Here is an 18,364-nt window from a genome sequence, read left to right as displayed (position 1 = left end):
GTGAGGCTGCCAAAGGGTCTTGGCTTTCATATGTCAAATTTGGCATACGAAAGTGTAGGACTCTTTGTGCACAGGCACAAAGAGTTTTTTTATTGCAAAGATTTAAACTGAAGGAGGATGTAACAATGGAACAAAAGCCAGTGTTAGACGTTAATGAAGTACCGAAACCGGGAAAATGGTTATTTTTAAGTATACAACATTTGTTCGCGATGTTTGGATCAACAGTGCTTGTTCCGTTTTTAACAGGATTGAATCCGTCAGTAGCATTAATATCAAGTGGATTAGGAACGTTAGCGTTTCTTCTTATAACGAAAGGTCAAGTACCTGCTTATCTAGGATCATCATTCGCCTTTATCGCACCGATTATAACAGCGAAAACCGCAGGTGGACCGGGAGCAGCAATGCTTGGTGGTTTACTTGCAGGACTTGTGTACATCTTAATCTCACTCGGAATTAAGAAATCAGGATCAGAGTGGATTATGAAATTACTTCCGCCAATCGTAGTTGGTCCAGTAGTAATGGTAATCGGTCTAGCTTTAGCACATACAGCGGTGAACATGGCGATGAACGGTGCGGATGGCAAATATAGCTTTACACACTTTTCGGTAGCATTAGTAACATTAGCAATTACAATTATATGCTCTATATTCGGAAGAGGATTTTTCAGTATCATACCAGTGCTACTTGGCATTATCGGCGGATATATCTTCGCTTACTTCCAAGGGCTAGTAGACTTAAAGCCGGTAGCTGAGGCAAAATGGTTTGTTGTACCAGATTTCACAGTACCATTTGTAACATATACTCCGGAGTTTTCATGGAAGATTGTACTCTTGATGGTACCAGTAGCATTAGTAACAATTTCAGAACATATCGGACATCAAATTGTACTTGGAAATGTTATTAAAAGAGATTTAATTGAAAAACCAGGTTTACATCGCTCAATCTTCGGTGATGGAATAGCAACATTGATTGCATCACTTATAGGTGGACCACCGAATACAACGTATGGTGAAAACATCGGTGTGCTAGCAATTACGAGAGCATACAGTGTATACTTATTCATCGGCTCAGCAGTGTTTGCAATCGTATTCGGATTTATCGGTAAGATTTCTGCACTGATTCATTCGATCCCAACACCGGTTATGGGTGGTGTATCAATCTTACTCTTCGGTGTAATCGCATCAAGCGGATTACGCATGATGGTAGATGATAAAACGGACTTAAGTGACAAACGAAACTTAATGATTGCATCAGTAATACTAGTAATCGGTATTGGTGGAGCAGTACTCCATGTAGGAGAATCGTTCCAAGTAGAAGGAATGGCACTAGCAGCAATTGTAGGTGTACTATTAAATCTACTACTACCGGAAACGAAACAAATAAAACAATCTAAGCAGATTGCTTCATAATAATAACCTTTTAATTCAGTCCTGTGAGACCGGAAAGGGTGGCTTCTTTCATGCACCCTAGTCTCATATGACTAGGGTATTTTTATACAAATGTTGTTATAAAAATACAAAAGTGGTAACATAAAAATCAGAAAGATGAGGGATGACGATGAGCCATTTGTTAACGATGAGTGAATTATCGGAAGTAGAAATTTCAGAAATCCTAAAAGACGCAGAAGATTTCGCGAATGGAAAAGAGAGCAAAACGACAGAGCAAACTTTTGTTGCGAACTTGTTCTTTGAGAATAGTACGAGAACGAGATTTAGCTTTGAAGTTGCTGAGAAGAGATTAGGACTTGATGTTTTAAACTTTTCAGCTGATGCATCTAGCGTACAAAAAGGAGAAACTTTATACGATACGATAAGAACACTAGAATCAATCGGAACAAAAGCAGTGGTCATCCGCCATGAGCAAGATCGCTACTTCGATGAACTAAAAGATCAGGTGAATATCCCAATCTTAAACGCTGGAGATGGATGTGGAAACCACCCAACGCAGTGCCTACTCGACCTTCTTACAATTAAACAAGAGTTTGGAAGATTTGAAGGATTGAAGATTGCAATAGTAGGAGATGTTCGTCATAGCCGAGTAGCACGTTCTAATGCAGAAGCATTAACGAAACTGGGTGCAACAATTTACTTTGCAAGTCCAGAAGAGTGGAAAGATGAAGACAGCACATTTGGAACATACAAACCATTAGATGAACTTGTTTCAGAAGTGGATGTAATGATGTTACTTCGTGTACAACATGAGCGTCATGATCATTATGAAACAGACATTATGAAAGAGTATCATGAGAAACACGGATTAACAGTGGAAAGAGAAAAGCGTATGAAAGAAGGAAGCATTATTATGCATCCAGCTCCTGTAAACCGTGATGTTGAAATTGCAAGTGAACTTGTTGAGTGTGAGCGTTCACGCATATTTAAACAAATGGAAAATGGAGTTTACGTAAGAATGGCTGTACTAAAACGCGCCTTACCAAATGTATTAGGAGGAATGAAACATGAATTACTTGTTTAAAAATGGTCGTTATATGAATGAAGAAGGAAAAATCGTAGCAACAGATCTTCTCGTACAAGACGGTAAAATCGCTAAGGTAGCAGAAAATATTACGGCAGATAATGCTGAAGTAATCGATGTGAACGGAAAGTTAATCGCACCTGGATTAGTAGATGTACACGTACATCTTCGTGAACCAGGTGGTGAACATAAAGAAACAATTGAAACAGGTACACTAGCAGCGGCAAAAGGTGGATTCACTACAATTTGTGCAATGCCAAATACACGCCCAGTACCAGATTGCAGAGAACATATGGAAGACTTGCAAAATCGTATTAAAGAAAAAGCGCATGTTAACGTACTACCATACGGAGCAATTACAGTACGCCAAGCGGGTTCTGAAATGACAGATTTCGAAACATTAAAAGAACTTGGAGCATTTGCTTTCACTGATGACGGTGTAGGCGTACAAGATGCTAGCATGATGTTAGCTGCTATGAAGCGTGCAGCGAAATTAAATATGGCAGTAGTTGCGCACTGTGAAGAGAATACTCTTATTAATAAAGGTTGTGTACATGAAGGGAAGTTTTCTGAGAAACACGGATTAAACGGTATCCCATCAGTATGTGAATCTGTACATATTGCAAGGGATATACTGCTTGCTGAAGCGGCAGATTGTCACTATCACGTATGTCACGTAAGTACGAAAGGCTCTGTACGCGTAATTCGTGATGCGAAACGAGCTGGAATTAAAGTAACAGCAGAGGTAACACCTCATCACCTAGTGTTATGTGAAGATGATATCCCATCGGCTGATCCTAACTTTAAAATGAACCCACCGCTTCGTGGAAAAGACGATCATGCAGCATTAATTGAAGGATTACTAGATGGAACAATCGATATGATTGCAACTGACCATGCACCGCATACAGCGGAAGAGAAAGCACAAGGAATTGAAAGAGCACCATTCGGAATTACTGGTTTTGAAACAGCATTCCCGCTTCTATACACAAACCTTGTGAAAAAAGGGATTATTACACTAGAGCAGTTAATTCAATTCTTAACAGAAAAGCCAGCTGATACATTCGGCTTAGAAGCAGGTCGCCTGAAAGAAGGTAGAACAGCTGATATTACAATCATTGATTTAGAACAAGAAGAAGAGATTGACCCAACAACATTCGTATCAAAAGGAAAAAATACACCATTCGCAGGTTGGAAATGCCAAGGATGGCCGGTAATGACAATCGTTGGTGGTAAGATCGCATGGCAAAAGGAGAGTGCATTAGTATGAAAAGACAACTTATCTTAGAAGATGGAACAGTATTAATTGGAAAAGGTTTCGGAGGAGAAATTGAAAAGTCAGGTGAGGTTGTATTCACAACAGGAATGACTGGATATCAAGAAACATTATCTGATCCATCATATTGCGGTCAAATCGTAACATTCACGTACCCATTAATTGGAAACTACGGCATCAACCGTGACGATTTTGAATCGATTCACCCATCTGTAAATGGTTTAATCGTAAACGAAATTTGTGATCACCCATCAAACTTCCGTAATGAAATTTCGTTAAATGATTACTTAAAAGAAAGAAACATCCCAGGCTTAGCAGGAATTGATACAAGAAAATTAACGAGAAAAATTCGTCAATACGGTACATTACGTGGACGTCTATGTAACATGGATGCAGATGTAGAATACATCGTGAGCCAATTAAAAGCGACAGTATTTACAGATCACGTGAAACGCGTATCAACGAAAGATCCATACCCAAGCCCAGGCCGTGGACACCGAGTTGTACTTGTAGACTTCGGAATGAAACATGGTATTTTACGAGAATTAAATAAACGTGACTGTGATGTAATTGTAGTACCTTACAATACAACAGCAGAAGAAATTTTACGCCTTAGCCCAGATGGAATTATGTTAAGTAACGGACCTGGAGATCCAAAAGATGTACCAGAAGCAATTGAAATGTTAAAAGACATTATCGGTAAAGTTCCTTTATTCGGAATTTGCTTAGGACATCAACTATTCGCTCTAGCATCTGGTGCGAATACAAGTAAGTTAAAATTCGGTCACCGTGGTTTAAACCATCCAGTAAAACATCTTGCAACTGGAAAAGTAGCAATTACATCTCAAAACCATGGTTATGCAGTAGAAGAAGAATCAGTTAAAAATACAGAACTTGAAATTACACATGTTGCTTTAAATGATGGAACAGTAGAAGGTCTTCGTCATACGAAGTTCCCAGCATTTACAGTACAATATCATCCAGAAGCTTCAGCAGGACCAGAAGATGCAAATGATTTATTCGAAGATTTCTTAGAAATGATTGAAAACTTCAAGAAAGAAGGGGAAGAGTTATGCCAAAACGCCTAGACATTAACACAATTTTAGTAATCGGATCAGGACCAATTGTAATTGGGCAAGCAGCAGAGTTTGATTACTCTGGTACACAAGCTTGTCAATCTCTTAGAGAAGAAGGTTACAAAGTAATCCTTGTTAACTCTAACCCAGCAACAATTATGACAGATACTGCAACAGCAGATAAAGTATATATAGAACCATTAACACTAGAATTCGTAAGCCGTATCATTCGTAAAGAACGCCCAGACGCAATCCTGCCAACATTAGGTGGTCAAACAGGTTTAAATATGGCTGTTGAACTTGCGAAATCAGGCATACTTGAAGAATGTGGAGTTGAAATTTTAGGAACAAAATTATCAGCAATCGAGCAAGCGGAAGATCGTGATTTATTCCGTACATTAATGCAGGAATTAAATGAACCAATTCCATCTAGTACCATTATTCATACGCTAGAAGAAGCACATGAATTTGTAAAAGAAATTGGTTATCCAGTTATTGTTCGCCCAGCATTTACAATGGGTGGAACAGGTGGTGGAATCTGTAGTAATGAAGAAGAATTAATTGAAATTGTATCAGGTGGTTTAAAACATAGTCCAGTGACACAATGTTTATTAGAAAAGAGCATTGCTGGTTGTAAGGAAATTGAATATGAAGTAATGCGTGACTCGAATGATAACGCGATTGTAGTATGTAATATGGAAAATATCGATCCAGTTGGGGTTCATACAGGTGATTCTATCGTTGTAGCGCCGAGCCAAACATTAAGTGACCGTGAGTATCAAATGTTACGAAACACTTCATTACGAATTATTCGTGCATTAGGAATTGAAGGCGGATGTAACGTTCAGCTTGCACTTGATCCACATAGCTTCCAATACTATGTAATCGAAGTAAACCCACGTGTAAGTCGTTCATCTGCACTAGCATCTAAAGCAACTGGGTATCCAATTGCAAAGCTAGCGGCAAAAATTGCAGTCGGTTTAACATTAGATGAAATTATAAACCCAGTAACACAAAAAACATACGCTTGCTTCGAGCCAGCATTAGACTATGTTGTTTCCAAAATACCACGCTGGCCATTTGATAAGTTTGAATCAGCAAACAGAACACTTGGTACGCAAATGAAGGCAACTGGTGAAGTTATGTCAATCGGACGTAACTTAGAGCAATCATTATTAAAAGCGGTTCGTTCTTTAGAACTTGGCGTTTATCACTTAGAATTAGAACATTTAAAAGAACTTGATAAAGAAACAATGAAAAAACGCATTATAAAAGCTGATGATGAGCGACTGTTTATTGTAGCAGAAGCAATTCGTCAAGGTGTAACGAAAGAAGAAATCAACGATTGGTGTGAAATGGACTTCTTCTTCTTACAAAAAGTTGAAAACATCGTAAATATGGAACGTGAAGTAAAAGCGAATGTAGGAAATATGGAAGTACTACAAACTGCGAAAGAAATGGGCTTCAGCGATCACTACATTGCAGCAGCTTGGAACAAAACAGAGCGTGAAATTTACGATATGCGTAAAGAAAGCAATATAACTCCTGTTTATAAAATGGTAGATACTTGTGCGGCAGAGTTTGAATCTGCAACACCATACTACTACAGCACATATGGTGACGAGAATGAATCGGTTAGAACAGATCGTAAGAGTGTAGTAGTTCTAGGATCTGGTCCAATCCGTATCGGTCAAGGTGTTGAGTTTGACTATGCAACAGTTCACTCAGTATGGGCAATTAAAGAAGCTGGATATGAGGCAATTATTGTTAATAACAACCCAGAAACAGTTTCAACAGACTTCAGTATTTCTGACAAATTATACTTTGAACCATTAACGATTGAAGATGTAATGCACATCATCGATTTAGAAAAACCAGAAGGTGTTATCGTTCAGTTCGGTGGACAAACGGCAATTAACTTAGCGGCGAAATTAGAAGCACACGGTGTGAAGATTTTAGGAACATCACTTGAAGACTTAGATCGTGCAGAAGATCGTGATAAGTTTGAAGCGGCTCTAACACAGCTTGGTATCCCGCAACCAGTTGGTAAAACAGCAACGACTGTAGAGCAAGCAGTAGCAATCGCTGACAAAATTGGTTACCCAGTATTAGTAAGACCATCTTACGTACTAGGTGGACGTGCGATGGAAATCGTATATCGTCAAGAAGAACTGCTGCACTACATGAAAAATGCGGTTAAAGTTCACGCTGATCACCCAGTATTAATCGACCGTTACATGGTTGGTAAAGAAATTGAAGTAGATGCAATTTCAGACGGTGAGAATGTGTTCATTCCAGGTATTATGGAACATATTGAACGCGCTGGAGTTCACTCTGGTGACTCAATTGGAGTATATCCACCACAAAGCTTATCTGAAAAATTAAAAGAACAAATTATTGAACATACAATTGCACTTGGAAAAGGATTAAACATTGTTGGATTACTAAATATCCAGTTTGTAGTATTCGAAGATCAAGTGTATGTAATTGAAGTAAATCCACGTGCGAGCCGTACAGTACCATTCTTAAGTAAAATTACAGGTGTACCGATGGCGAACGTTGCAACGAAAGTTATTTTAGGGCAAGACCTAGTAGAGCAAGGATACGGAACGGGCTATCACCCAGAAGAGAAAGAAGTATATGTAAAAGCTCCGGTATTCTCATTTGCGAAACTACGCTCAGTTGATACAACATTAGGACCTGAAATGAAATCAACAGGGGAAGTAATGGGTAAAGACTTAACGCTTGAAAAAGCATTATACAAAGGATTAGTTGCTTCTGGAATTAATATCCCAACGCACGGATCAGTAATCATTACTGTAGCTGATAAAGATAAAGAAGAGGCGATGGAAATTGCAAAACGTTTCCACGAAATCGGCTATAACTTATTAGCAACAGCTGGAACAGCACAATCGTTAGAAGAGCAAAATATCCCAGTACAAGTTGTAAACAAAATTGATTCTGAAGACTACAACTTACTAGATATTATCCGTCAAGGAAAAGCACAGTTTGTAATCAATACATTAACAAAAGGCAAACAACCAGCGCGTGATGGTTTCCGCATTCGCCGTGAATCAGTAGAAAATGGCGTGGCTTGCTTAACATCACTTGATACAACGAGAGCAATCTTACGAGTATTAGAATCTATGACATTCTCAGCTCATTCAATGAAAGAAATTACGCAAACAAAGCGTCACGAGGTGGTACATGCATGATGCAAAAGCAAAATATGATCGTCGTTAATCAAAAAGAAATCGCAAAAAACATTTACGAATTAGTGCTTCAAGGAACTTTAGTACAGCAAATGAACGAACCAGGGCAGTTTGTACACATTAAGGTAGCAGAGGGCATTGCGCCCCTTCTGCGCCGCCCAATTAGTATTTGTAATGTAGATCAAGAGAAGAACGAATTTACAATGCTATATCGTGCGGAAGGACAAGGGACAAAAACATTATCAACTAGAAAACAAGGTGAAATGGTAGACGTACTAGGACCACTAGGACACGGTTTTCCTGTAGAAGAAGCAAAAGCTGGTCAAACAGCTTTACTTGTAGGCGGGGGAATTGGTGTACCACCACTTTATGAACTATCACAGCGCCTCGTTGCAAAAGGTGTACGTGTGATTCACATCTTAGGTTTTCAAACGAAAGATGTTGTTTTCTATGAAGAAAAATTTGCAGAACTTGGTGATACGTACGTTGCGACAGTAGACGGTACACACGGTACAAAAGGATTTGTCACAGATGTAATTGATCATTACGGAATAGACTTTGATATTCTTTATTCATGTGGTCCGTTAGCGATGCTTCGTGCATTAGAAGGACGTTACAAAGAGAAAAAAGCCTATATTTCATTAGAAGAACGTATGGGCTGTGGTATTGGAGCTTGTTTCGCATGTGTATGCCACTTACAAGAAGATCCAAGTGGACATTCTTACAAGAAGGTGTGTAGCGACGGACCAGTATTTCCAATCGGGGAGGTTGTACTATGAACAGATTGCAAGTTGAATTACCAGGATTATCATTAAAAAATCCAATTATACCGGCATCTGGATGCTTTGGATTTGGTCGTGAATATGCACAGTTTTACGATTTAAGTGTACTAGGATCAATCATGATTAAAGCGACGACAGAACAACCACGCTATGGAAATCCGACGCCTCGTGTTGCTGAAACACCAGGCGGCATGTTAAATGCAATCGGACTTCAAAACCCAGGATTAGAAAAAGTAATGAATTCTGAATTACCTTTTCTCGAACAATTTGACCTTCCAATCATTGCGAACGTTGCGGGCTCACAAGCTGAGGATTACGTAGCGGTTGCAAAGGAAATTTCTAAAGCGCCTAATGTCCATGCGCTAGAATTAAACATTTCTTGTCCGAACGTAAAAACAGGTGGTATCGCCTTTGGTACAAATCCTGAAATTGCTGCTGATTTAACGAAGCGAGTAAAAGAGGTTTCTGAAGTACCTGTATACGTGAAGTTGTCACCGAACGTGGCAAACATTGTAGAAATTGCAAAAGCGATTGAAAATGCAGGTGCAGATGGTTTAACGATGATTAATACATTGCTTGGTATGCGTCTAGATTTAAAAACAGCTAAACCAATTTTAGCAAACCGTACAGGCGGACTATCAGGACCTGCGATTAAGCCAGTAGCAATTCGTATGGTACATGAAGTAAGTCAAGCGGTTAACATTCCAATTATCGGAATGGGTGGTATTGAAACAGCTGAAGATGTAATTGAATTCTTCTACGCTGGCGCAAGCGCAGTTGCAGTAGGTACAGCGAACTTCATAGATCCGTTCGTATGTCCGACAATTATTGAAGAGTTACCAGCACTATTAGATGAACTAGGATTTGATCACATTTCGGAATGTCAAGGAAGGAGCTGGAAGCAAACATGTCACAGTCGTTAATCGTTGCACTAGATTTTCCAGGGAAACGAGAAGTAGAGAAATTCTTACACCACTTTGAAGGGGAAGAGTTATTTGTCAAAGTAGGTATGGAGTTATTCTACAAAGAAGGCCCTGCGATTATTACGTACTTAAAAGAAAAGGGACATAAGATCTTCCTAGATTTAAAACTTCATGATATTCCGAATACAGTAAAAAGCGCTATGCGTAGCCTAGCTAGTCTAGATGTTGATATGGTAAATGTTCATGCTGCTGGGGGAAGTAGTATGATGAAAGCTGCGATTGAGGGATTAGAGGAAGGTAAGCAAGAAGGAAAAGAGAGACCGATTTGTATTGCAGTTACACAACTAACAAGCACTTCGGAAGCTATGATGAAAAAAGAGATCGGCATTGAGAAAACGTTAGAAGAAGCGGTTGCTCATTATGCAAAATTAACGAAAGAAAGTGGACTTGATGGCGTTGTTTGTTCAACACTTGAAGTTCCAAAATTACGTGAAGTATGCGGAAATGAATTTGTAACAGTAACACCGGGGATTCGTCTTGCAAGTGATGATGTAAATGACCAGGTGCGCGTAGCAACACCGAAACGTGCGAGGGAACTTGGCTCAAGCTACATCGTAGTTGGACGTAGTATTACAAAAGCAGAAAATCCGCTTGAAGCGTATAAAACAGTAAAACAACAGTGGGAAGGTGTAACAGTATGAAAAAAGAAATCGCATCGCATTTATTAGAAATTGGAGCAGTATTTTTACAACCGAATGATCCATTTACTTGGTCTTCAGGTATGAAATCACCAATTTATTGTGATAACCGTTTAACTTTATCTTATCCAAAAGTACGTCAAGCGATTGCAGCTGGATTAGAAGAGTTAATTAAAGAGCACTTCCCAACTGTAGAAGTTATTGCAGGAACAGCAACTGCTGGTATTGCGCACGCTGCATGGGTAAGCGATCGTATGGATTTACCAATGTGCTACGTACGTAGTAAAGCAAAAGGTCACGGTAAAGGGAACCAAATCGAAGGAAAAGCTGAAAAAGGTCAAAAAGTAGTAGTAGTAGAAGACTTAATTTCAACTGGCGGTAGTGCAATTACATGTGTAGAAGCACTTCGCGAAGCTGGTTGTGAAGTGTTAGGAATCGTATCAATCTTCACATACGAGCTTGAGTCAGGAAAAGAAAAATTAGAAGCAGCAAACGTAGCATCATATTCTTTAAGTGATTACAGTGCATTAACTGAAGTTGCAGCAGAAAAAGGTATGATCGGACAAGCTGAAACGAAAAAATTACAAGAGTGGCGTAAAAATCCAGCTAACGAGGCTTGGGTTACAGCGTAATATGAAAAAAGACGACTGCGGGGGAACGCGGTCGTTTTTTATATTATTGTTAAAACTTCATGTAAAGAACAGATAGTAGGAATATCGTACTTGAGTTGTGAGTTATCCCGATTTAACCATATCCCTTGCATCCCAGCTGCTGTACTACTAATCGCATCAGTCTCTAATCGATCGCCAATATGATAGCAATCTTTCATTTCAAGATTCGATTGTAATACGGTTCTGTGAAAAATTTCAGGATCTGGTTTCGATATACCAAGTTCACTAGAAGTAAATATATATTTGAAATGTTTTAAAATGTTTAGGGCAGTTAATTTTTCGACTTGTTGTTCATAGTCACCATTACTAATGATACCTAATGAGTGCCCTTCTTGCTTTAAGGTCTGTAATGTATAGTGTACATCTTCAAACGCGGCCCAGTTGTTCTTATAAAGTTCTATATATTGATTGAATCTGTGCTGAGATTCCTCGGGTGATAAGTTTAATCCATATGTTTTAAATAAATGATACATTCGCATCCTTTGTTGTTCTTGAAAAGATAATTCCTTGGATAAAAATTTGTTGAAATATTCTTCGGATAATTCATGCCAGACTTTTGTGGCCTCTAATTCATTACCTGAAAAAATAGTACTATATACTTGAAAGAAATCTATAATACCATTTCTTTCAGCGGCCTCATAATCAAATAAAGTTCCATCGACATCAAAGAAAATCATATGACAAACTCCTCGTTAATAACTATTTAGCGTTTTCCGCAACTTCATACCCTCTCACAAACAATAGTGTCATATAAGAAACTATAAACGAGAAGATGCTGTACATGCCAACCCAAAAGAAAAATTTTGGAGTAAAGGCGATAACACCTATTATTAAAAAACTAGCAAACGTTACAATCGGCATGACGTAATACGTTTTCGTTCTACGTGTTCCAATAACAGAAACGATAAAGATAAGTAATGGACAAATTAAAAAGACGAAAATCAATTCATTCATAGTTATGTCCCCTTTTCGAATTGCAGTAATCTGTTTCTCGTAAACGTTTTGAAATAATTACTCTCCTAATATAATTTCGCTAAGTAATAACGAATCCCTCTTGAAAACGAGTAATTCATGATGAATTTCACAAGAAAAAAACGTAAGCAAGAGAACACTTGCTTACGTTATAAAATAAACATCGCAACGATTGTGGTGACAATTAAGCCAATCACAACCGGTAAAAAGTTTCGGCGTGCAAGTTCAAATGGATCCACCTTACAAATTGCAGCAGCAGGAATAAGCGCCCAAGGAATTAACGTCCCGCCCCCGGTCCATATAGCTGCAATTTGTCCGAGAGCTGTTAATGTAGCGGTCCCATGCCCAAGCGCTGTTCCGAAAAGATTGGCAATTGAACCAGCAAGTGAAATGCCGGAAAATCCAGATCCATCTAATCCTGTTATGGCACCAACGATAGTTAATGTTCCAGCTGATACATATTGGTTTAAAGGAACAGTTTGTGATAAAGCGATTCCTAAGTCGTTAATGATTCCGTGTGAACCTTTCGGTAAATAATTCCCGATAATTTTTACAAAGCCGCTATCTCCTAAATAAAAGAGTGCAGCAATTGGGATAACTGGACCAAAGATTTTAAATCCAAATTGGAGCCCTTCTATAAAATAATCGGTCGTTTTATTTAGTCCATGTCCTTTGTAGGCGATAAGGGAAATGATGATAATCATAATAACAGTCGTCCCGCCGATAAGTGCAGTTGCGTCGCTTCCTTGTAGTTTATATTGAATCATGCAAAGGATGTCAATGATATATACGATAGGGATACATATAGCGAGCCATTTCTTTATGCGAGGAGATAATAAAATGGTAGTTTTAGATGGTTCAGTTGATGAAGAGGTGTCTTGCAATGATAGTCCTGTATGAAATTCTTTTCGTAAGAAGAAAAATGCGACGGAAGTTGTAACAATGCCCATAACGATAACGAGCGGAACACTGGCAGAAACAACGCTGGAAACAGGGAGACCAGCAGCGTCTGCGGTTAATTTTGGTGCGCCCTGTATAACGAAGTCGCCGGATAAAGCAATCCCATGACCGAATAAGTTCATAGCAATGGCAACTCCAATTGGCGGAAGACCGACGCGTACAGCGACTGGTAATAAAATAGCTCCCATTAAAGCAACAGCTGGAGAAGGCCAAAAGAAGAAAGAAATAGTCATCATCAAAAGACCGATAATCCAGTAGGCGAGTGTAGGTGTACGAATCATCTTTGTAAATGGTGAAATCATCGTATCATTTATGCCGGTATGAACGAGTAGATTGCTCATTGATACGATAATGGAGATGATTAATATAGTTGGTAATAGCTCAGTAATAGCATAAATGAAACTTTGAAAAATACCGCTAATGGCAAGAGGGATAGAACTTGTAGCGGTTAATGCTAATAAAAAGATAAAAACGATACAAATAATCGTCGTATCTTTCCGGAGAATAAAAAAGGTAATAATAGTGAGTAAACAAAGAATATAGAGAGCGTGTAACAGCGTTAATTCAACTCCCATAACATTCACATCCTTTAGGCATTCGTGTAGTTTATTGTATGAAAGCAGTGAAAGTATGTGAGTATAGGAAAAAGAAAAAGTGAAATTTCATGTACTGTAATGGTAAGTTTTTAAAATGGATGTTACAATACAATTAATCCTAAAAATGGAATTTAAGGAGGGGTTATGTGCAAAAAATTGGATTTTGGGGATTCATCATAACTTGTATTCTAGTAATCATTTTAAATCTATTTACAAATACCGAATGGATAAGTATCATACCTGTTTTCGGGTTTGTTTTTATACTGTTATACCGCTGGGATGACATGAAACAATATAGTAAGAAAAGTATCAGAATTATAATAGGTATCACTGTTGTTTGCTCATTTTTCGTAGGGGTTATTTTAATAGAAGGGCAGAAACAAATGGAGAAAATGTCTATTTTTCAAGAGTGGATGTCTTCTGCAAAAGGTCTTTATATTGTAATTGTAGTTGTTATTTTTCTAAGAATTGTTATAAGTATAGCAAGTTACATATTAAAGGAGAGGTAGAGTGGAGGGAGTACGAATGAGAGAGAGAATAGGTTATTATGGTGTGCTCGTTTGTTTACTATTATCAGTTATTTCAGGGCAATTTCTTAAAAGTGAATGGGTACCAGTTATATTATGTATAGGAGTATTGATTTTTGCTCCCATGTATCGCTGGGATGAATGGAAAGCATATAGTCGAAAAAAGAAAATTGTTTTCAGTATTGAGTTTGTCATTATAATTAGTACAATTCCGTTTTTGTTATTGAAAGGATATGAGATAATAGGTGAAATTGTAATGTTTCAAGGGTGGTTATTTATCGCAAAATTGCTATATTTAATTTGCATTCTAATAGCGATAGTAGTGATTGCTAAAAAAGTAAATGAAATAATATTTGCTAATGAATAGAAGAAAGTGCCACCGAATAAGGTGGCACTTTCTTACTTTACTGAATGGGCTTTTTGCATTTTCTTAATTAAACGAATTTGTCCGCGATGATTGATTTCATCTTCAAATACGTGAAACCATTTAAAGTAGTTATTTGCTGGTTTATCATACCAAAAGTCTGTCGTTTTAAATAACCATTCATCAGGTAAAGATTGAAAAGTCTCGATCGTTTTGGAACGTACTTCTTGCAATGTACGTATGTAAAATTCTATAGAGTTGCCTTTTATTTTCTCGCGTCCAAGATCGCCTAACTCAATAGCAGGTAACCACCGTTCTAACTCAGCCTCCGTTGGTTCACGGTCTTCAAAAGTATGAATCTGGTAGTAAAATTCAATAGCGGCCATATGGTACAATAACATGCCAATTGAATTTGCCTCCTCATCATATAAATAATCAAGTTCTTCAATTGTTAAGCCTTCTACCGCTTGCATTGTTGTATAACGAGCGTAATTCATCATAGAAACAAGTTTTGAAAATTCAACTTGTAAACCATCTATTTTATCAATTACAAAGTTCAATTTAAATTCCCCCTCTTTAAACGATGACTCCAGAGAAAGAATTCTATGTGCAGCGAAAAACTCCTTTTAAAAAGCCCATGATTTTAACAAGGAATAATAATTAGTTCCCGATTTGATTTTGTAATAACTTCATATCCGTCTTTTGTGATGACAATATCATCTTCAATTCTGCAACCGCCCCAGTCTGGTATATAAATGCCTGGTTCCACTGTAACAACCATACCTTCTTCTAAAGTAGCTTTACTTTCTTGGGATAAGCGGAGAGGTTCATGAATTTCTAACCCAAGACCATGACCAGTAGAGTGTCCAAAATATTGGCCGTATCCATGTTCAGTAATGTAATCTCTCGTTATATCATCGATACTTTTCGCAGTTTCCCCAGGTTTAATTGCTTCCGTCCCACGTTTTAACGCTTCTCGTACAACATTGTATATCTTTTTGAATTCTTCTGATGGTTCCCCAATTGCTACAGTACGTGTAATATCGGAACAATATCCGTCGTAAAGTGCGCCGAAATCTAATGTAACGATGTCACCTCGTTCGATTATTTTATTTGATGCAACTCCATGAGGAAGTGAAGAACGGACGCCAGAAGCTACAATAATTTGGAATGAAGAGGATGTAGCTCCTTTTTTCCGCATGAAAAATTCTAACTCATCTCGTACATCATTTTCACTTATTCCTGGTTTTAGAAACGTAAGGATGTGGTGAAATGCTTCATCAGCAATATTAGCTGCGATTTTCATTGTTTCTATTTCAGGCATGTCTTTAATAATGCGAATATTTTCAATGATTTCGCAGACCTGAACCATTTCCACATGTACGTATTTTTGTAAGTTTTTATATTGTTGCAATGTCATGTTATTTTCTTCAATTCCAAGTTTTTGAATGTTTAATTTCGATACTTGATTTGCAATTTCTTTTTCTAAATTTCCTTTATGCATAATAATTTCAGCAGCATCTATTTGTGATTTCGCTTGATCTACATAGCGAAAATCAGTTATAAAAACAGCTGTATCCGCAGAAATCAAGACGACGCCAGCGCTACCTGTAAAGCCTGTTGCATATTGGCGATTTTCTTTTTTTGTAATGAGTAATCCATCAATTTCATAGTTTTGTAGTTGATTTTGGATTTTATTAATTTTTAAAGTCATGTTAATTCCCCCTATTCACAGTATTAAATAAAGCAAATAGCGTGCCAAAGTATTATTGTATTGAAAATAAAAATAGCCAGTTATTTGTAGGAAGCGGGCCACTTATGAAATCCAGATTGCTTTAAATGAATAAGAGATAAAAAATATTAATTTGAGATGTATTGTATTTACATACTGTAAAAAAATTTATACAGATGTGGAATGAAACTGTCAATTTTTTAAAAAATATATAAAATGACAAAAGAAAGATGTTATGAATTAGTGAATGGGTATATGAACTAGTGTGAACGAATATAAAAATGCGTTGCTTATAAGCAACGCATTTTTATTTACGCTTTTAATTTCATTACAGTATCAGCATCTGGTGTTACATATACGGTTTGCTGATTGTCGTACGTAACAAAACCAAGTTTTGCACCACTCGGTTTTTTGACATGGCGTATTTTGGTGAAATCTACAGGAACAGAACTAGAATCTTTTGCTTTACTGAAATAGGCAGCGATTTTAGCGGCTTCTAACACAGTTTCTTCGGTAGGTTCAAGAGAACGAATGACAACATGAGACCCAGGGATATCTTTCGTATGTAACCAAATTTCATCACGACGGGCAAACTTCGTTGTTAAATAATCATTTTGTTTATTGTTTTTACCAACGAAAATCTCTGTACCATCACTTGCAAAATATTTGTCCAATACTGGTTTAGTAGGCTTTTTCTTTGCGTTTTTCGTTTTACGATTGCGCATATAACCTTCTTCAGCTAATTCCTCACGAATTTCTTCAATATCTTTTGAAGAAGCAGCTTCCATTTGTTGAAGTAAGCTATCAAAATAAAGAATTTCTTCATTTGTTTTTTCGATTTGTTCTTCTACAACAACAACTGAATTTTTCGCTTTTTGGTACTTTTGGAAATAGCGTTGCGCATTGTCAGATGGTGTTTTTAAAGGATCTAATGTAATTTTTACAGTTCCGCCATTTTCGTCGTAATAGTTAACGACTTCAATATCTTTATCACCTTTTTTCAAAGCGTACATATTGGCTGTAAGTAGTTCTCCAAATAGTTGATATTTATCTGCTTTTCCGGCATCTTGTAATGTTTTTTCTAGTTTAATGAGTTTCTTCTCATTTTTATTTTTTTCGTTTTGCATAAAGCGCTCTAAATCATAAGCTTGTTGTTTTACACGGTCGCGCTCTGCTTTTCCGAAAAAGAAACGGTCTAGCAATTCACTAACAGATGAGAATGTCTTGTCTTCTCCTTGCAAGTGTGCAAGAGGGAAAAGATAAAAGAATTCTTTCCCATTTGAAGTAGTCATTGTTGGTGAATATGTATGAGTTAGTAATGGTTTTTGTATGGAGAAAAATGCGTCAGCTAATGCTTTTTCATTTACCATACCTGCTTTTTTCACTACTTCTTTTGCGAATAACGGTGATATTCCCGTAAAGGTGCCGACAAGCTGTTTATCCATATTTCCAGATAGAAAGTCTAGCGGTCTAATAAATTCATCATTTGTTTCAATCTGAAGTGGGTTAATTTTATGTTGTGCTGGTGGTGCAACATATTCCGCCCCAGCATATACAGTTCGATGTCGGTTTACTGCTAAAGAAACGTGTTTTAAGCTATCTAGAATATTGTTTGTTTTTGTGTCTACTAAAATGATGTTACTATGTCGTCCCATGATTTCAATTACTAATGTTTTTAGCGATTCGTCACCAATTTCATTTCTGCTGCGAACGGTAATTTGAATAATGCGCTCTAAATCAATTTGTTCAATTTTTTCAATGAAACCACCTTCTAGATGCTTGCGGAGAAGCATACAAAACATTGGCGGAAGTGCAGGTGAATCGTAATTTTGATTTGTTAAGTGTAAACGTGCATATGTCGGATGAGCGGAAAGAATCAGTTTTTGATTTTTTCCGTTTGCTCGAATATGTAATAAAATCTCGTATTTTGAAGGTTGGTATATCTTAGAAATTCTTCCTGTGTAAAGAGAATTTGCAATTTCATGTGTAATTGCTCTTGTAAATAATCCATCGAATGCCATAAATGAACACTCCTTTCTAACTAAAAGTTAATTATAGCATTTTTTTGGACGAGGCTGAATAAGCTTTCAATAGAGTATGTCT

The 18,364-nt window shown here is 37.4% G+C and carries 17 protein-coding genes; 11 read left to right on the top strand and 6 right to left on the bottom strand.

What is annotated here, in order from left to right; genetic code table 11:
- The first annotated feature begins 125 nt into the window (after positions 1-125).
- The 9 genes from uraA (at position 126) to pyrE (ending at position 11,071) form a co-directional block, all read left to right on the top strand.
- Entirely contained in the window at positions 126-1,409 is a 1,284-nt protein-coding gene (uraA, locus tag ACXY7N_RS08460) for a uracil permease (RefSeq protein ID WP_016086568.1), read from the top strand.
- A gap of 148 nt (positions 1,410-1,557) precedes the next feature.
- The gene (gene pyrB / locus ACXY7N_RS08455) at positions 1,558-2,472 is read left to right on the top strand and encodes an aspartate carbamoyltransferase (protein WP_016086569.1); all 915 of its coding nucleotides are present in this window, start codon (positions 1,558-1,560) and stop codon (positions 2,470-2,472) included.
- Positions 2,456-3,742, top strand: coding sequence for a dihydroorotase (gene pyrC / locus ACXY7N_RS08450; RefSeq protein ID WP_016086570.1), 1,287 nt, complete (start codon positions 2,456-2,458; stop codon positions 3,740-3,742). The genes pyrB and pyrC overlap by 17 nt, the downstream gene beginning before the upstream one ends.
- Positions 3,739-4,836, top strand: coding sequence for a carbamoyl phosphate synthase small subunit (locus ACXY7N_RS08445; RefSeq protein ID WP_000828669.1), 1,098 nt, complete (start codon positions 3,739-3,741; stop codon positions 4,834-4,836). Before pyrC ends, ACXY7N_RS08445 begins: the two co-directional genes overlap by 4 nt.
- Complete coding sequence (gene carB / locus ACXY7N_RS08440) at positions 4,821-8,039, top strand: carbamoyl-phosphate synthase large subunit (RefSeq protein ID WP_016086571.1); 3,219 nt, start codon at positions 4,821-4,823, stop codon at positions 8,037-8,039. The genes ACXY7N_RS08445 and carB overlap by 16 nt, the downstream gene beginning before the upstream one ends.
- A complete protein-coding gene (gene pyrK, locus ACXY7N_RS08435) occupies positions 8,036-8,815 on the top strand; it encodes a dihydroorotate oxidase B electron transfer subunit (RefSeq protein ID WP_016086572.1) in 780 nt (259 codons plus the stop codon). The genes carB and pyrK overlap by 4 nt, the downstream gene beginning before the upstream one ends.
- A complete protein-coding gene (gene pyrD / locus ACXY7N_RS08430; RefSeq protein ID WP_001081053.1) occupies positions 8,812-9,741 on the top strand; it encodes a dihydroorotate oxidase B catalytic subunit in 930 nt (309 codons plus the stop codon). The genes pyrK and pyrD overlap by 4 nt, the downstream gene beginning before the upstream one ends.
- On the top strand, positions 9,726-10,442 hold the full coding sequence (gene pyrF / locus ACXY7N_RS08425; protein WP_016135256.1) for an orotidine-5'-phosphate decarboxylase: 717 nt from the start codon (positions 9,726-9,728) through the stop codon (positions 10,440-10,442). Before pyrD ends, pyrF begins: the two co-directional genes overlap by 16 nt.
- The gene (pyrE, locus tag ACXY7N_RS08420; RefSeq protein WP_016086574.1) at positions 10,439-11,071 is read left to right on the top strand and encodes an orotate phosphoribosyltransferase; all 633 of its coding nucleotides are present in this window, start codon (positions 10,439-10,441) and stop codon (positions 11,069-11,071) included. Before pyrF ends, pyrE begins: the two co-directional genes overlap by 4 nt.
- A gap of 38 nt (positions 11,072-11,109) precedes the next feature.
- Here the strand turns inward: pyrE and ACXY7N_RS08415 are convergent, their stop codons facing one another.
- The 3 genes from ACXY7N_RS08415 to ACXY7N_RS08405 form a co-directional block, all read right to left on the bottom strand.
- Positions 11,110-11,787, bottom strand: a complete 678-nt coding sequence (locus ACXY7N_RS08415; protein ID WP_488592361.1) for an HAD family hydrolase — start codon at positions 11,785-11,787, stop codon at positions 11,110-11,112.
- Between the two features lie 22 nt (positions 11,788-11,809).
- Positions 11,810-12,064 carry a YbeF family protein gene (locus ACXY7N_RS08410; RefSeq protein ID WP_016135255.1) on the bottom strand — a complete coding sequence of 85 codons (255 nt, stop codon included), beginning with the start codon at positions 12,062-12,064 and terminating at the stop codon, positions 11,810-11,812.
- A gap of 167 nt (positions 12,065-12,231) precedes the next feature.
- Complete coding sequence (locus tag ACXY7N_RS08405) at positions 12,232-13,617, bottom strand: hypothetical protein (RefSeq protein ID WP_016135254.1); 1,386 nt, start codon at positions 13,615-13,617, stop codon at positions 12,232-12,234.
- Positions 13,618-13,784: 167 nt separating this feature from the next.
- Between ACXY7N_RS08405 and ACXY7N_RS08400 the strand changes: the two genes are divergently transcribed.
- Complete coding sequence (locus tag ACXY7N_RS08400; protein WP_016086576.1) at positions 13,785-14,147, top strand: YoqO family protein; 363 nt, start codon at positions 13,785-13,787, stop codon at positions 14,145-14,147.
- A gap of 16 nt (positions 14,148-14,163) precedes the next feature.
- On the top strand, positions 14,164-14,532 hold the full coding sequence (locus ACXY7N_RS08395) for a YoqO family protein (protein WP_016086577.1): 369 nt from the start codon (positions 14,164-14,166) through the stop codon (positions 14,530-14,532).
- 32 nt (positions 14,533-14,564) lie between these two features.
- Here the strand turns inward: ACXY7N_RS08395 and ACXY7N_RS08390 are convergent, their stop codons facing one another.
- The 3 genes from ACXY7N_RS08390 to ACXY7N_RS08380 form a co-directional block, all read right to left on the bottom strand.
- Positions 14,565-15,089, bottom strand: a complete 525-nt coding sequence (locus ACXY7N_RS08390; protein ID WP_016086578.1) for a DinB family protein — start codon at positions 15,087-15,089, stop codon at positions 14,565-14,567.
- Between the two features lie 83 nt (positions 15,090-15,172).
- Positions 15,173-16,243, bottom strand: a complete 1,071-nt coding sequence (locus ACXY7N_RS08385) for a M24 family metallopeptidase (RefSeq protein ID WP_016086579.1) — start codon at positions 16,241-16,243, stop codon at positions 15,173-15,175.
- Between the two features lie 329 nt (positions 16,244-16,572).
- Positions 16,573-18,282 (bottom strand): Rqc2 family fibronectin-binding protein, encoded by a 1,710-nt coding sequence (locus ACXY7N_RS08380; protein ID WP_016086580.1) that lies wholly within the window; start codon positions 18,280-18,282, stop codon positions 16,573-16,575.
- Positions 18,283-18,364 lie beyond the last annotated feature (82 nt).

It is taken from the genome of Bacillus sp. 5w2 (assembly GCF_054353775.1).
This window is presented reverse-complemented; position numbering and strand designations above follow the sequence as displayed.

Bases quoted from the DNA above. Each gene is read 5' to 3' on its own strand.
- pyrD (WP_001081053.1), top strand. From the start codon at position 8,812: ATGAACAGATTGCAAGTTGAATTACCAGGATTATCATTAAAAAATCCA.
- ACXY7N_RS08445 (WP_000828669.1), top strand. From the start codon at position 3,739: ATGAAAAGACAACTTATCTTAGAAGATGGAACAGTATTAATTGGAAAA.
- pyrK (WP_016086572.1), top strand. From the start codon at position 8,036: ATGATGCAAAAGCAAAATATGATCGTCGTTAATCAAAAAGAAATCGCA.
- ACXY7N_RS08380 (WP_016086580.1), bottom strand. From the start codon at position 18,282: ATGGCATTCGATGGATTATTTACAAGAGCAATTACACATGAAATTGCA.
- ACXY7N_RS08395 (WP_016086577.1), top strand. From the start codon at position 14,164: ATGAGAGAGAGAATAGGTTATTATGGTGTGCTCGTTTGTTTACTATTA.
- uraA (WP_016086568.1), top strand. From the start codon at position 126: ATGGAACAAAAGCCAGTGTTAGACGTTAATGAAGTACCGAAACCGGGA.
- pyrF (WP_016135256.1), top strand. From the start codon at position 9,726: ATGTCACAGTCGTTAATCGTTGCACTAGATTTTCCAGGGAAACGAGAA.
- ACXY7N_RS08405 (WP_016135254.1), bottom strand. From the start codon at position 13,617: ATGGGAGTTGAATTAACGCTGTTACACGCTCTCTATATTCTTTGTTTA.
- pyrC (WP_016086570.1), top strand. From the start codon at position 2,456: ATGAATTACTTGTTTAAAAATGGTCGTTATATGAATGAAGAAGGAAAA.
- carB (WP_016086571.1), top strand. From the start codon at position 4,821: ATGCCAAAACGCCTAGACATTAACACAATTTTAGTAATCGGATCAGGA.
- pyrE (WP_016086574.1), top strand. From the start codon at position 10,439: ATGAAAAAAGAAATCGCATCGCATTTATTAGAAATTGGAGCAGTATTT.
- ACXY7N_RS08410 (WP_016135255.1), bottom strand. From the start codon at position 12,064: ATGAATGAATTGATTTTCGTCTTTTTAATTTGTCCATTACTTATCTTT.
- pyrB (WP_016086569.1), top strand. From the start codon at position 1,558: ATGAGCCATTTGTTAACGATGAGTGAATTATCGGAAGTAGAAATTTCA.
- ACXY7N_RS08415 (WP_488592361.1), bottom strand. From the start codon at position 11,787: ATGATTTTCTTTGATGTCGATGGAACTTTATTTGATTATGAGGCCGCT.
- ACXY7N_RS08385 (WP_016086579.1), bottom strand. From the start codon at position 16,243: ATGACTTTAAAAATTAATAAAATCCAAAATCAACTACAAAACTATGAA.